The sequence below is a fragment of the Agrobacterium sp. GW821-FHT02D03 genome (assembly GCF_059421725.1).
The window spans coordinates 2,172,727-2,185,803 of sequence record NZ_JBWKVN010000001.1; the positions used below are offsets into that span (position 1 = coordinate 2,172,727).

The 13,077-nt window shown below is 58.0% G+C and carries 13 protein-coding genes; 6 read left to right on the forward strand and 7 right to left on the reverse strand.

From position 1 onward, the window contains the following. Positions 1 to 51: 51 nt before the first annotated feature. Entirely contained in the window at positions 52 to 1,233 is a 1,182-nt protein-coding gene (locus AC07U5_RS10350) for a sensor histidine kinase (protein WP_130978593.1), read from the forward strand. Here the strand turns inward: AC07U5_RS10350 and AC07U5_RS10355 are convergent. Beyond that, positions 1,225 to 2,625, reverse strand: coding sequence for a coniferyl aldehyde dehydrogenase (locus AC07U5_RS10355; RefSeq protein WP_443265340.1), 1,401 nt, complete (start codon positions 2,623 to 2,625; stop codon positions 1,225 to 1,227). The two genes, AC07U5_RS10350 and AC07U5_RS10355, sit on opposite strands and share 9 nt — an antisense overlap. Continuing rightward, positions 2,622 to 3,023, reverse strand: a complete 402-nt coding sequence (locus tag AC07U5_RS10360; RefSeq protein ID WP_112518910.1) for a winged helix-turn-helix transcriptional regulator — start codon at positions 3,021 to 3,023, stop codon at positions 2,622 to 2,624. Before AC07U5_RS10360 ends, AC07U5_RS10355 begins: the two co-directional genes overlap by 4 nt. 136 nt (positions 3,024 to 3,159) lie before the next feature. Here AC07U5_RS10360 and AC07U5_RS10365 point away from each other — a divergent pair, with 136 nt between their 5' ends. Next, a complete protein-coding gene (locus AC07U5_RS10365; protein ID WP_494722934.1) occupies positions 3,160 to 4,176 on the forward strand; it encodes a zinc-binding alcohol dehydrogenase family protein in 1,017 nt (338 codons plus the stop codon). Positions 4,177 to 4,238: 62 nt separating this feature from the next. Here AC07U5_RS10365 and AC07U5_RS10370 read toward each other — a convergent pair whose 3' ends face one another. The 3 genes from AC07U5_RS10370 to AC07U5_RS10380 all read right to left on the reverse strand — a co-directional run bounded on the left by AC07U5_RS10370 (position 4,239) and on the right by AC07U5_RS10380 (position 7,481). Beyond that, complete coding sequence (locus AC07U5_RS10370; RefSeq protein WP_062598299.1) at positions 4,239 to 4,979, reverse strand: pentapeptide repeat-containing protein; 741 nt, start codon at positions 4,977 to 4,979, stop codon at positions 4,239 to 4,241. Positions 4,980 to 5,177: 198 nt separating this feature from the next. Beyond that, positions 5,178 to 5,681 carry a GNAT family N-acetyltransferase gene (locus AC07U5_RS10375; protein WP_494722935.1) on the reverse strand — a complete coding sequence of 168 codons (504 nt, stop codon included), beginning with the start codon at positions 5,679 to 5,681 and terminating at the stop codon, positions 5,178 to 5,180. 135 nt (positions 5,682 to 5,816) lie between these two features. Beyond that, the gene (locus AC07U5_RS10380; RefSeq protein WP_494722936.1) at positions 5,817 to 7,481 is read right to left on the reverse strand and encodes an electron transfer flavoprotein-ubiquinone oxidoreductase; all 1,665 of its coding nucleotides are present in this window, start codon (positions 7,479 to 7,481) and stop codon (positions 5,817 to 5,819) included. A 447-nt stretch (positions 7,482 to 7,928) separates the two neighbouring features. Between AC07U5_RS10380 and AC07U5_RS10385 the strand changes: the two genes are divergently transcribed. After that, on the forward strand, positions 7,929 to 8,471 hold the full coding sequence (locus AC07U5_RS10385) for a GNAT family N-acetyltransferase (protein ID WP_153311178.1): 543 nt from the start codon (positions 7,929 to 7,931) through the stop codon (positions 8,469 to 8,471). 47 nt (positions 8,472 to 8,518) lie between these two features. Here the strand turns inward: AC07U5_RS10385 and AC07U5_RS10390 are convergent, their stop codons facing one another. After that, the gene (locus AC07U5_RS10390) at positions 8,519 to 9,913 is read right to left on the reverse strand and encodes an anti-phage deoxyguanosine triphosphatase (RefSeq protein ID WP_494723285.1); all 1,395 of its coding nucleotides are present in this window, start codon (positions 9,911 to 9,913) and stop codon (positions 8,519 to 8,521) included. A gap of 164 nt (positions 9,914 to 10,077) precedes the next feature. Here AC07U5_RS10390 and AC07U5_RS10395 point away from each other — a divergent pair, with 164 nt between their 5' ends. Both AC07U5_RS10395 and AC07U5_RS10400 read left to right on the forward strand, forming a co-directional pair. After that, positions 10,078 to 10,866 carry an SDR family oxidoreductase gene (locus AC07U5_RS10395; protein WP_494722937.1) on the forward strand — a complete coding sequence of 263 codons (789 nt, stop codon included), beginning with the start codon at positions 10,078 to 10,080 and terminating at the stop codon, positions 10,864 to 10,866. Between the two features lie 85 nt (positions 10,867 to 10,951). Then, on the forward strand, positions 10,952 to 11,155 hold the full coding sequence (locus AC07U5_RS10400; protein WP_494722938.1) for a hypothetical protein: 204 nt from the start codon (positions 10,952 to 10,954) through the stop codon (positions 11,153 to 11,155). Positions 11,156 to 11,158: 3 nt separating this feature from the next. Here AC07U5_RS10400 and blaOXA read toward each other — a convergent pair whose 3' ends face one another. Continuing rightward, entirely contained in the window at positions 11,159 to 11,908 is a 750-nt protein-coding gene (gene blaOXA / locus AC07U5_RS10405; protein WP_494723286.1) for a class D beta-lactamase, read from the reverse strand. A gap of 215 nt (positions 11,909 to 12,123) precedes the next feature. On the opposite strand from blaOXA, the gene AC07U5_RS10410 reads away from it, so the two are divergent. Continuing rightward, positions 12,124 to 13,008, forward strand: a complete 885-nt coding sequence (locus tag AC07U5_RS10410; protein WP_494722939.1) for a LysR family transcriptional regulator — start codon at positions 12,124 to 12,126, stop codon at positions 13,006 to 13,008. Positions 13,009 to 13,077 lie beyond the last annotated feature (69 nt).

Below are 13,077 nucleotides of genomic sequence, written 5' to 3' on the forward strand. Positions count from 1 at the left end.
ATCGCCGTTGTCGCAGACACATGGCCTTCTTTTTCGGGATGGACTGGGCCGTTGATAAACACGCTGTCGGTAACGTCGGATCTTCTCACGGCAGAGCGGGATATTCTGTCACGCGTCGCACTTGGCGGCCCGCTGAAAGATGTGTTGCGTGATATCGTGCTTCTCGTGGAAAAGCCTGCGGGCGGCGAGTTGCTGGCGTCCGTCCTGCTCACGACGGAGGATGGCAAGCATCTGACCCAAGGGGCGGCACCGAGCCTGCCCTGCGATTACAACGACGCGATCGAGGGCATCGCGGTCGGTCTCGGTATCGGATCCTGCGGCACCTCGGCCCATACGGGCAGCCCCGTCATCGTCAGCGATATTTCAACGGACCCACTTTGGGCAGATTTTCGCAAACTCGCCCTCTCCCACAATCTCCATTCTTGTTGGTCGATGCCGATCCGGGCAGCGGATGGCCGTGTTCTTGGGACCTTCGCCAATTATTACCGGGAGCCGCGCAAGCCCTCCGAACGCGATCTCGAGGTCATCGGCATGGTCTCACGGACAGCGGCCATCGCGATCGAGCGTTCGCAGAACGAGAAGGCGCGCGATCGGGCCGAAGAGCAGCGTATGCTTCTTTTGCGAGAATTGAACCACCGGGTGAAAAACGTCTTCGCGCTGGCCGATTCGATGCTGGCCATGACCGCGCGAACCGCAACGAGCGCCGAACAGCTTTCCTCCACCGTCCGAGGCCGTCTGCGCGCCCTCGGGCGTGCGCATGATCTCGTTCAGCCGACGTTTTCGGCCGAACATGTGGCCTATGCGCCTGACGTTCCCTTGCGCCAGATCATCGGCGACATTCTGGCACCCTATACGGATGCGGCGACCGACCGGGTCGCCTTCGTCGGCACCGATGACGTGCGCATCCGGGCCGATCACATTACCAGCGTCGCCCTCGTCTTGCATGAGCTTGCCACCAACGCAGCCAAGTACGGATCGCTCAGCAGCGAAGAAGGCCGGCTTGTGGTCGCCTGCACGACGGGTGAAACGATGCAGATCATGTGGAGCGAGCGCGGCGGACCCGTTGTCCGCGCTCCGACCAGCAAAGGCTTCGGCTCGACCCTCATCCAGCGCACGATCACCGGCATGCGCGGAGAGATTTGCTACACTTGGTCGCCGGATGGGCTGGACATCACCATCTGCCTGCCCATCAACACGATCTCCGCCTCGCCTGATCGCACCTCCTTATCGTAGCAGGTGATCAAGCCCGGCTTTGACCATCCGCCCGAAAGGCGGGCGTAGAAGGCTTGGCACGCTGAAACGTCCTCGCGAAAACACGCCCTTGGCATGGCTCATGCGGCGAAAGCCTTCTATGCCGTGATAGGCACCCGTCCCGCTCGGCCCCACCCCGCCGAAAGGCAGGTCATCCTGCGCAACATGCAACACCGTGTTGTTGATGCCGACATTGCCCGACGTCGTGCGGGACAGGATCGCTTTGCAGTCGTCGCCATCCGCCTCTCCGAAGACATAGAGCGCCAGTGGCCTTGGTCTTTCGTTGATATAGCCAATCACCTGCGAAACATCGCGGTAGCTCAACACCGGCAGGATCGGCCCAAAAATCTCCTCCCGCATCACGGCCATGTCTTCGGTTGGGTTGATGACGAGCGTCGGCGGAAAAACGCGGGTTCTCGTTGCCGCGTCCGCCTCTATTCCCACCCGCCGCAACGTCGCTCCTTTGCTGACCGCATCATCGAGCAGCCCATTGAGGCGAGAGAAATGCTTGTCGCTGATGATCGAAGCGTAATCGCGGCTTGCTACCCCATCTGGATAGAATTGCGCGACTGCCTTGTCGAAGGCATCGACAAAGGCATCGACCTCCGTTTCGTGGACAAAGACGTAGTCCGGGGCAACGCAGGTTTGGCCGGCATTGGCGAGCTTGCCGAACACGATGGAGGTCACGTTCCTGGGAATGACGTGACCGGGCAAGATAATCGTCGGGCTCTTGCCGCCAAGTTCCAACGTGACAGGAACGAGGTTTTCACTCGCAGCCTTCATGACCTTGCGCCCCACGTCAGTGCTGCCGGTGAAAAACAGATGATCGAAGGGTGAGCCGCTGAACTCGGTGCCAATGCTGGCATCGCCGAGAACCACCGCAACCTTTTCCTCCGGGAAAGCCTCGGCCAGCATCGTCTTCATCAATGCGCTGGTTTCCGGGGTGAGTTCGGAGGGCTTCAGCATGGCCCGGTTGCCTGCTGCGAGTGCTGTGGCAAGTGGCACCATGGCCAGCAGAAACGGATAGTTCCAAGGCGACAGAATGCCGATGACGCCGAGCGGCTGATACTCCACCCAGGCCCTTCCGCTTTGTGACAGCGTTTCAACTTTTCGTCGCTCCCGTTTCATGAAGCGTTTCAGGTTCCGGTCGAGGTAATCAATGGCGTTGACGACGCCGACCAAGTCGAGAAGCGCAGTCTCATTCGGCGAACGTCCACCGAAATCCGCATCGACCGCCTGTTCGATCCTGCTTCGACGAGATGTGACAGCTTTGCGCAAGGCCTTGAGATCGGCTCTTCGCTGGTCCAGCGACGGCGGTCCATCCTGGAGAAAGGCATGACGCTGCCTTCCCAAAAGATCAGCGATGGTGCTCATTCGGCGGCGGCGAGCGTTGTGACGCGATCCGCAGGCACAGCGAGCGTCTTCACCCCGTCCCTGCAAACCACATGGGCTTCGCCCCAGGATTTGAGCGCCGATATGACCGGCGCCATGCTCTGGCCCAGTGCCGTCAGGCTGTAATCAACCCTTGGCGGCACGACGGGAAAGACGGTACGGGAAATCAGGCCGGCATCTTCCAGCTCGCGCAGTTGCTTTGTCAGCATGCGCTGCGTGACGCTTGGGATGTGGCGACGCAGTGCATTGAAGCGCAGAGTTCCCTCGTTCAGCAGATGATAGAGGATCACGCCTTTCCACTTGCCATCGAGATAACAGAGTGTCGATTCCACCGGGCAGCCGGGAAAATTATCCTTCAATTTGGCGCGAGGACGGGACATGAAAAGCTCCGTTTTTCAGGATCTGCAGGCGGCCACAGTATCCTTTTTGTCAGTATAGACACAAAATGTGCATTCTTGCAGCCTTAGCTCATAGCTATCAAATAGACGCCGAAGCAACAAGCGAAGGAGAATGAACATGCGCGCTGTCGGTTACAAGAGCTGCAAGCCCGTGACGGAAGCAGACGCTTTGGTGGATTTTGAACTTCCTGCACCAGAGGCAAAAGGCCTCGATCTTTTGGTGGACGTGAAGGCGGTCTCGGTCAATCCGGTCGATACCAAGGTCCGTCGCAATCAGGCACCTGAGGCAGGTCAAACTCGGGTTCTTGGCTTTGACGCCGCGGGTATCGTCAAGGCCGTGGGTGAGAAGGTCAGCCTGTTCAAGCCCGGCGATGAAGTCTTTTATGCCGGCGCCATCAACCGCCCCGGCACCAATAGCGAGTTTCATCTCGTGGATGAGCGCATCGTCGGAAAGAAGCCGAAAAGCTTGAGCTTCGAGGAAGCTGCCGCCCTGCCATTAACCGCCATCACTGCCTATGAAGCGCTGTTCGATCGCCTCAAGGTAAAGGACCCGGTTGCGGGCGGCGCCGATGCCGTCGTCATCATCGGTGGGGCTGGCGGCGTCGGTTCGATCGCGATCCAACTTGCGCGGCACCTGACGGATCTTACCGTCATCGCCACAGCATCGCGGCCGGAAACAAAGGAATGGGTCGAGCAGTTCGGCGCGCATCATGTGCTCGACCACAGCAAGCCGCTTGCGCCACAGGTCGAAGCGCTCGGTCTTGGCGCGCCAAGCTTCGTCTTTTCCACCACCCATAGCGACGTTCACCGCGCCGACAGCATAGAACTGATTGCGCCGCGGGGGCGCTACTGCCTGATAGACGATCCAGAGGGTGGTTTCGATATTCTACCTTTCAAGCGCAAGGCCATTTCCGTTCACTGGGAGATGATGTTTGCCCGTCCGGTCTTCGAGACCGCCGATATTCTGGAGCAGCACAAGCTGCTGAACCACGTGTCGGAACTGATTGACCAGGGCAAGATCAGAACGACGCTGACGGAGACGTTCGGCACGATCAATGCCACAAACCTTATCAAGGCACATGCGCTGATCGAAAGCGGCAAAGCCAAGGGCAAGATCGTGTTGTCAGGCTTTTAAGCCAAGAGCTTATACGGCCCTGTGACAGGCCAGTCGGACCGTCGTCCGGCTGGCCTTCTTGGTCAATCATCTTCCGGATCGGCGGGACACGGCCATGTGGCTGGCTTGGTCAAACCTTGTGGCAGCTTTGTCTTGTCGTCGCCGCAGGCAATATCGATCTGTTTTTGATCGAGCCCGGTGGCGGCGGATAGGTCCAGCCCCTCGATACGGGCAAGCAGCAGGAACGAGTCGGAGAAATCGATCGGCCCGGTGAACTTGGCGCCGGTGAAGCTGGCGCGAGAGAGGTTGGCCTTGGTGAATTTGGTGCCCGTCAACACCGCGCCATTGAAATCCGCTCGCCCGAGTTCCGCCTTGGAGAAATCGGCATTGACGAGCTTGGCGTTCTCGAAGTTGGCGCGCTGCATTTCAGCGCTGTTGAACTTGGCGTTTTCGGCATTGGCATCGCTGAAATCGCTGCGATAGGCCTCGATCTTGATCAGATTGGCGCCCTCAAGCTGGGAGGACGCAAGCGAAGTGCGGATCAGCTTGGCCTTCTCCAAATTGGCCTTATTGAAGGAGGAGCCGCGCAGATCGGTATAGGTAAAGTCCGTCCCGTGCAGATCAGCACCATCCAAGACGCTGCCGCCCAGCATCAGGAGACGCTTGTTGCATTCGCTCCAGTCGATGCCAGCCGATGCATCGGCGCGGCAGCTTGCCGCCATCGCGGGTTGGCCGCTCGTCGATATCGTGCCGATCACTGCTGCAACCGCGGCCAGCAGATGATGGCTGCGCAAAGCCGAGACCATTCCGGCAAGTTTCCTCATTGGCTCACTCCCAACCCCTTCAGGGGTACATTGATCCTCTTGATCTAAGAGGGACCCTCTTAACATATAGGGGTTCCGTTACTTTTAAATGATCCAGCCTGCGACTGTAAACGCCTCCCTGATGACCATCATTGGCAGCCTAACCCCACAGGTTGCAGGTTGTTCACTCGCAATATCTCCCTGGACAGTCAGATGACCTCATATGCTCTTCAACATCGCCACGCGACGCTCTGGATCAAGACCAGAATCGATCTGAGCCTTCAGCCTTCTGCGGAGAAAGGCCGGGGTCTCCGCAGCCTCCAGGATGCGAAAGCCGAGCCGTGTGTAAAAGGGTGCGTTGAAAGGCACGTATCGATCCGTGGTGAGAGCGACCTTAGCAAAGCCTCTTTCACGTCCGCGATCCAGCATAGCCAAGATCAGCGAAGTGCCGACGCCCCTACCCTGTGCCGCACGCTCCACATCGACCTCGACAATATAGAGGGTATCTCCCTCACTCAGCCCAAGCGTGAAGCCGACGACACGTCCCACTTCCTCAGCCACCAGAAGCAGCTCCTCGTGCAGGCTCTGTTCAAGGAGGAATACCGGCGCGGAGACAGGCTCGTCCGTCACCCCGCAGGCTTCTGCCCAGACAACAAACGCATCCAGCTCGATTTCCGCAAGACGCGGAAAGTCTTCCCTCTGTCCGGCGCGGATCGTGACCAAGTGGGCATTCCCTCTGTCTGCTTTGCCGTCTCATTCTCCATGAGACAGCGGGCCTCGCCAATATTACATATTGGCGTAGACGGGCCCTTCACCGAGCATCCTTGCTGACGGCGGTCCGTGCGGGCCGCGCCAATATTACATATTGGCGTAAACCGGCCCTTCGCCGCCTTGTGGCGGTACCCAGTTGATGTTCTGGTTCGGGTCCTTGATATCGCAGGTCTTGCAGTGGACGCAGTTCTGCGCGTTGATGACGAAGGTCGGTTCGCCTTCCTTCTCCACCCACTCATAGACCCCGGCGGGACAGTAACGCTGCGATGGGCCGGCATAGACATCATGCTCGGAGCGCTTCTGCAGCTCCATGTCCTTCACCTGAAGATGGACCGGCTGGTCCTCTTCGTGATTGGTGGAGGAAAGGTAGACGGACGACAGACGGTCAAAGGTCAGCACGCCATCCGGCTTTGGATAGGCAATCGGCTTGTGGTTTGCTGCTGGCTCCAGGCTTTCCGCATCCGTCTTGCCATGCTTCAGCGTACCGAAGATGGAGAAGCCGAAGAGCTGATTGGTCCACATGTCGAGACCGCCAAGGCCGACGCCAATCGCCGTGCCGAACTTCGACCAAAGCGGCTTGACGTTGCGGACCCGCTTCAGGTCCTTGCCGATATCGGTGCCACGCCATTCGTTCTCGATCTCGATCACTTCATCGTTTGCGCGACCAGATTCGAGAGCTGCTGCAATCTTGTCTGCCGCCAGCATGCCGGAGAGAACCGCGTTGTGGCTGCCCTTGATGCGCGGAACGTTGACGAGACCGGCCGAACAGCCGATCAGCGCGCCACCCGGGAAGGTGAGCTTCGGCACAGACTGGTAGCCGCCCTCGGTGATGGCTCGCGCACCGTAAGAGACGCGCTTTCCGCCTTCGAAAGTTGGAGCGATCGTCGGGTGCGTCTTGAAACGCTGGAACTCTTCGAAAGGATAGAGATAGGGGTTCTTGTAGTTCAGGTGAACTACGAAGCCGACGGCAACGAGATTGTCTTCCAGATGATAGAGGAACGAGCCACCGCCCGTTTTCATGCCGAGCGGCCAGCCGAAGGAATGCTGCACGAGGCCTTGGCGGTGGTTCTCAGGCTTGACCTGCCACAGTTCCTTGATGCCGATACCGAACTTCTGAACGTCTCTGTTCTTCGACAGATCGAATTTCTTGATGAGCTGCTTGGCAAGCGAGCCGCGCACGCCTTCGCCGATCAGCACATATTTGCCATGCAGTTCCATGCCGCGGGTGAAGGCAGGGCCGGGCTCGCCATTCTTCTCGATGCCCATGTCACCGGTGGCAACACCGATGACGGCGCCTTCGTCATTATAGAGGACTTCGGTTGCGGCAAAACCCGGGTAAATTTCAACGCCAAGCGCCTCCGCCTTCTCCGCCAGCCAGCGACAGACGAGACCGAGCGAGACGATATAGTTGCCGTGATTGTTCATCAGCGGCGGCATCAGGAAGTTCGGCAGGCGAATCGAGCCGGCAGGTCCCAGGAACAGAAACTGGTCGTCCTTGACTTCGGTCTTGAAGGGATGCGCCTCTTCTTCGCGCCAGCCGGGCAACAGACGGTCAATACCGATGGGATCGACAACTGCGCCGGAGAGGATATGCGCACCCACTTCCGAGCCCTTTTCCAGCACCACAACGGACAGATCCGGATTGACCTGTTTTAGCCGAATAGCTGCAGAGAGGCCAGCAGGTCCCGCGCCGACGATAACGACGTCGAACTCCATCGATTCACGTTCCGGCAATTCCATTTCTTCCGTCATAAGATCCTCGTCAGTACGCCGGTCCCGTCCGGCTTTTCGTTATCCTGCCCTACACCATCACGCAGCCACAGACGTGTGAAAAAACGTCGTCGCAACAAGCAGTTCGCGTCATCTGTCTTGGCAAAGGAGAAGCGCTTTGTCGAGACCAATAGCAAGCAAGCGCGGTCGCAGCCATCGAATTGTCTGACAACCTGATGACAAACGCTTACTTTTACGTGCACGTAACAAGAAGAATAGGATTGGTTGATGAGATGGTCAAGAGAAGAAGGTGGGCTGAGGAGTTGCTTTAGGCATCGCGTCTACAGGTAGCGAATCGCGCTGATTGCGAAGCTGCTTTGGAGGCATCCAACAATCGAAGACAATTTGCTGACCGGAACGCTTGGCAGTTCCAGGAGAGACTATTAAACCTGTTCCCGTGAATGGCATGACAAAACGGCAGTGGAGATAATGGACGTACCGACGCTTACGACGCAGCGCTTTACTATGCGGGGCTTGATTGAAAGCGATGCAAAAGCTTTGTTCCCAACTTTTTCAAGTGCCGACCAGTGCCGATTTATGTCTCAGCCTCACTTTGAAGATATCGCGACATTTTCCGATTGGCTGAACGATAAAGAGTGGCCCGGACAAACCTGGATCGCCATTGACCGCGTGACCGAGGAGGTTGCAGGTCGCTACGTCGCTTTTCCTGGTCGCGACGACGCCGTTCTCGAGCTTGGATATATCACAGCCACTGAGCGGCAGAGACAAGGAGTGGCGCGCGAATGTATGACCGCGCTCATCGCCCATATCTTTACCATGGGCCGATATCGCAAACTTTACATGGAGATAGACGCCGAAAACCGCTCCTCCATTGCTCTGGCGGAAAGTTTGGGCTTCCTGCGCGAGGCGTACCTTCGCCAGCATGAAACAACCCATAACGGCGTCTGCGATCTGCTTGTCTATGGTCTACTCATCCGCGAGTGGCGCCAGCGGCAGGGAGAAGCAAGCTAGAGCGTTCCCCGCTCAAATTTCCAGAAGCGTCGATGGGCTTAGCCCGGTTAAAGCCTGTCGAACACGGAACCTGCCCCTGGTGAAAAGAGGCGCTCATAGGTCCTGATGAGATAGCCATCCGTCATTCCGGCAACGAAATCGCAGATGACACGCAAATCCCCGCCTGATTTTTCATAAAGGGGGAAGACATCGTCTGGCAGCAGCCGTTCGGGATCGGACTGGAGCGCTTCAAAGACGGCAACGACCATCCCCTGCCCTTTGAACTCCATGTGCTGGACGCGCGGGCTTTTGATAACATGTTTGCGCACGACATCCTGAAACGCCTTCAGCAATCGCACTCTGTCGTCCCCAAGTTTCACCCGGTGACGCAAGAGCGGCGTTTCAAAACGATCGTCGTCCACGTAGCGAGCATCCGTGATGAAATAACCGACCAGCATGCTGATGAACATTTTGCGATCACCGCTAGGGCCGAAGAGCCCATCCACGATTTCGCGATGGACATCATTGCCGCGTTTGTCCTTGTGATTCTTGTTGAGCATCGCGATGAAGCTCTCGCAATCCTCCGCCGTCACCTCCTTCTCGAAGGCATCTCTGGTGATGAGTTGCATGGCGATTGCGTCCTCAAGATCGTGGACCCCGTAGGAGATATCGTCTGCAACATCCATGATGGTGCAATCGAGCGATTTGTAGAGCGACTTGGCGTGCTTGCCGTCTTCACGCGTCACCGTCTGGAAAAGATCGCGGTCGGACTGCGGCAGAGGATCAAGCACCCAGTCCACCACATCCGTCTCGCAATCCATGTAACATTTTGGCGGCTTGGAAGCCTGCGTATCGATAACGCGCAGCGTGGAAGGTCCGTCGTGCAATTTTGGCACGCGCGCGGGATGGGCGGCTTTCGAATAGGCTACGGGGTATTTCAGGATACCAAGCAGGGTGCGCCGCGTGAGATTGGCGCCATGGGCTTTTGAAAATGCCTCAAGGCGACTGAGAATGCGTAAGGTCTGGCCGTTTCCTTCGAAGCCCGCCTTGGCGATGTCGGTAATAACGCCATTGCCGTTTCGCCCTGCTTCATTCGGATTTGCCGCCACGCGCATGCAGTAATTCAGCGCGACTTCGCCACCGTGACCGAAGGGCGGATGGCCGAGATCGTGGGCGCTGCCGATCGCCTGGATGAGGCTATGCTCTGGCAGTTCAGCCGTCACCGGATGATTGGGAAAGGACTTGCGCAAGTGCTTGACCAGACCCGCGGCGATCTGCGCCACTTCGAGAGAATGCGTGAGGCGGGTGCGGTAGAAATCGCTGTCGCCGAGATTGAGGATTTGCGTCTTGCTCTGCAGGCGCCGAAAAGAGGTGGAGTGAATGATCCGCCCATAATCGATGTCGCTTTCGCTGCGGGCGTCGTCACTTTTGCGGTTTTCGACTTTTTGACGCTCGTTCCACACGTTCAAGCCCGTCCTTTCCAAACACAAATTCACGCGGCTGTCTTACCGAGGCGCAACAGGCCGCGCAAGCAAACGGGTCAATGCCCAGCCGATGAACACTTTTCAGGGCCGGACGCAGACGCTACAAGCGTGGGCAATCGTCATGAGCATGAAAGGACACCGTCATGGATTTGGGTATTTCCGGCAAGCGAGCATTGGTTCTGGCCTCATCTCGCGGCTTGGGTCTCGGCATCGCAACGGCGCTTGCGAAGGAAGGCGTCAACGTGCTGATGGTGGGCCGTAGCGGCGAAAAGCTGGACGCCAACGCCAAGACGATCAACGGGCTCGGCAAGGGCAAGGCGGAATGGGTCTGGGGCGATCTTGGCGAAGAGACCTTCGTGCCGTCCATGATCGAGGCGGTGAAGACGAAGCTCGGCGGCATCGATATTCTCGTCAACAACACGGGCGGACCAACACCAGGGCTGGCGCAGGACATCACCACTGACAAGCTTGATACGTTCTTTCAATCCATGGTGCTGCGCGTCATCACCCTGACCAATGCGCTTGTCCCGCAGATGAAGGAGCAAGGCTGGGGCCGCATTCTGACTGTTGCTTCCTCCGGCGTGTTCGAGCCCATTCCAAATCTCGCGCTCTCCAACACGCTGCGCGGCGCACTTGTTGGCTTCAACAAGACGCTGTCCAGTGAAGTCGCAGGCTTCGGTATCACCGCCAATATGCTGCTGCCCGGTCGCATCCACACCGATCGCATCGATGAGCTGGATGGCGCAAACGCCAAGCGCCTTGGCAAGAGCATGGAAGAGGTTCGTGAAACCTCCGTCAAGAGCATCCCCGCCGGCAGGCTTGGTACGGTGGAAGAATTCGCCGCAGCAGGCGCATTCCTGTGCTCGCAGCCAGCGAGCTACATCACCGGCACCATGCTGCACGTGGATGGTGGAGCGGCAAAGTCGATCTGATCATCCCGATCGGCAATAGGTAACGCTTTGAACTGGAAGCCTTTCCGGATAGCATTCGGAAAGGCTTTGCTTTTGGGAGACGATCATGCAGGCACTTCGCACGATTTTAAGCATATTGGGTGTTCTGATCGTGCTGATGGGTCTGGTCTGGGTCGGACAGGGCAGCGGCTATTTCCCCTACCCCGCCTCCAGTTTCATGATCAATCAAAGCCCATGGATGTTGCGCGGCGCGCTGGCAGCTATTGCCGGCGTTATCCTGATCGTCGTGGCACGCAGGGCGCTTCGCTAATCGTCATTTGACGCGTTTGGGTAGATCGGCAATCAAAGCGTCGCGGGTTGCAAAACTGATCGGCTCATCGCCTCTCCAATCATCGATATTCAGGCTGGCAAACACGACCTTGCGTTCGCCCTTCTGCGCCCAACCGACAAACCAGCCGAGCCACCAGTCGCCATCATAGGTGTTGGCCTTGGTGCGCATGCGCCCCGATCCGGTCTTGCCATAAATCTGCCATCCGTCTGCGGCTGAAAACTGCGGAATGATCGCCTCCGTCTTCGCGATCGCCTCCTTCGATACGGGCAGCTTTCCGGTGACGAAGCGACGCACGAAATCGACCTGCTGATCGGCGGAGATTTTCAACGAGGACATCAACCAGGATTCCGTCAGGCCATTCGTCTGTCCTGGCACTCCACGGACATCACTATTGCCGTAACCGAAGCGCTGCACATAGTCAGCAAACTTGGCCTTGCCCAATCGCCGGGTGATTTCCTGCGAATACCAGACGATCGAATCCCGCTCCCATATTGTCGGATCGACAGATTTCTGTTCGCGCTTGGGTCGTTTCCATTCAAGCTTGTAGTTCCAGCGCGGGTTGGTCGCGTCCCTCAAGATCCCGGCGTCGTATCCCATGACGGCAAGCGGAAGCTTGAAGCTGGATTGTGGGGCGAAAGCTTTATCGCAAGTCCCATCGCGGTAGAGAGCTGTGCCACTTTCGGCGTCCAGAACGACCGTACAATGCAGCTTTTCGGCTGCTTTGGTTTCCATCGAAGCAAGGCTCGCAATGGCCAGCGTCAAGGCGAAAGCCGCTGTTCTTCGCTTCTTCATTACCATCGGACGATGCATGACTATCTCCTCTATGCGTCAACGCTAAAGTTTCGATAAAAGAGACTTACGGTGGTTTGCGCGGGTGGGACAAATGATGATATCTGGCTTCAGCCATGAATTAAACTTGGCCTTCATCCCTCTGGAGCTGATCTTTCATGGTTCGCCCTCACCTTCCGCTGAATGCACTGCGCGCCTTTGAGGCCGCCGCCCGACACCTGAGCTTCACCCGTGCGGCCATCGAGCTTTGCGTGACGCAGACTGCGATCAGCCACCAGGTCAAACTGCTCGAAGAGCGTGTTGGCGCGACGCTGTTCAAGCGCCTGCCACGCGGCCTGATGATCACTGATGAGGGCCTGGCGCTCCTGCCGACGCTTCGTGATTCCTTCGACCGCATGGCCGATATTCTCCAGCGTTTCGAGGACGGGCATCTGCAGGAGGTGTTGAGCGTCGGCGCTGTCGGAACCTTTGCCGTGGGCTGGCTCCTGCCCCGGCTCACCGGGTTCCAAGACCTCTATCCCTTCATAGATATTCGCCTCTCCACCAACAACAACCGCGTCGATATCGCTGCCGAAGGCCTCGACTTTGCTATCCGCTTCGGCAATGGCGCCTGGCATGACACAGAGGCTGAGGAATTGTTTTCCGCACCGCTCTCGGCGCTCTGCGTTCCGATCATGGCCACGCAACTCAATAGCCCCCATGACGTGGCGCAACAGACGTTGCTGCGCTCCTATCGCGCCGATGAATGGCCGGACTGGTTTTTCGAGGCTGGCGTTGCCTCGCCAAGGATCAAGGGCATCGTCTTCGACTCCTCGGTTCCCATGGTGGAGGCGGCCCTGCAGGGATCTGGCGTCGCGCTTGCCCCTCCCTTGATGTTCCAGCGCCACCTCTCCGCAGGCGATCTCGTCCAGCCCTTTCCGGTCTACGTGTCGAAGGGCTGCTACTGGCTAACACGGCTCAAGTCGCGACCTGTCACCAGTGCTATGGCAACATTTGCCGCATGGCTGAAAGAGAAGGCTGCCGCGATGCCACAGCACGCCTGAAAAATCTGCACCCGCGCGCTTGCCATTCACAATTCGCTGTGCCATCACGCGCCCTCTTCAAAACAGGCG

Excerpts from the sequence above, each read along its gene's own strand:
- AC07U5_RS10400 (WP_494722938.1), top strand. The coding sequence starts at position 10,952 with ATGCAGGCACTTCGCACGATTTTAAGCATATTGGGTGTTCTGATCGTG.
- blaOXA (WP_494723286.1), bottom strand. The coding sequence starts at position 11,908 with ATGGAAACCAAAGCAGCCGAAAAGCTGCATTGTACGGTCGTTCTGGAC.
- AC07U5_RS10365 (WP_494722934.1), top strand. The coding sequence starts at position 3,160 with ATGCGCGCTGTCGGTTACAAGAGCTGCAAGCCCGTGACGGAAGCAGAC.
- AC07U5_RS10370 (WP_062598299.1), bottom strand. The coding sequence starts at position 4,979 with ATGAGGAAACTTGCCGGAATGGTCTCGGCTTTGCGCAGCCATCATCTG.
- AC07U5_RS10395 (WP_494722937.1), top strand. The coding sequence starts at position 10,078 with ATGGATTTGGGTATTTCCGGCAAGCGAGCATTGGTTCTGGCCTCATCT.
- AC07U5_RS10410 (WP_494722939.1), top strand. The coding sequence starts at position 12,124 with ATGGTTCGCCCTCACCTTCCGCTGAATGCACTGCGCGCCTTTGAGGCC.
- AC07U5_RS10355 (WP_443265340.1), bottom strand. The coding sequence starts at position 2,625 with ATGAGCACCATCGCTGATCTTTTGGGAAGGCAGCGTCATGCCTTTCTC.
- AC07U5_RS10385 (WP_153311178.1), top strand. The coding sequence starts at position 7,929 with ATGGACGTACCGACGCTTACGACGCAGCGCTTTACTATGCGGGGCTTG.
- AC07U5_RS10380 (WP_494722936.1), bottom strand. The coding sequence starts at position 7,481 with ATGACGGAAGAAATGGAATTGCCGGAACGTGAATCGATGGAGTTCGAC.
- AC07U5_RS10360 (WP_112518910.1), bottom strand. The coding sequence starts at position 3,023 with ATGTCCCGTCCTCGCGCCAAATTGAAGGATAATTTTCCCGGCTGCCCG.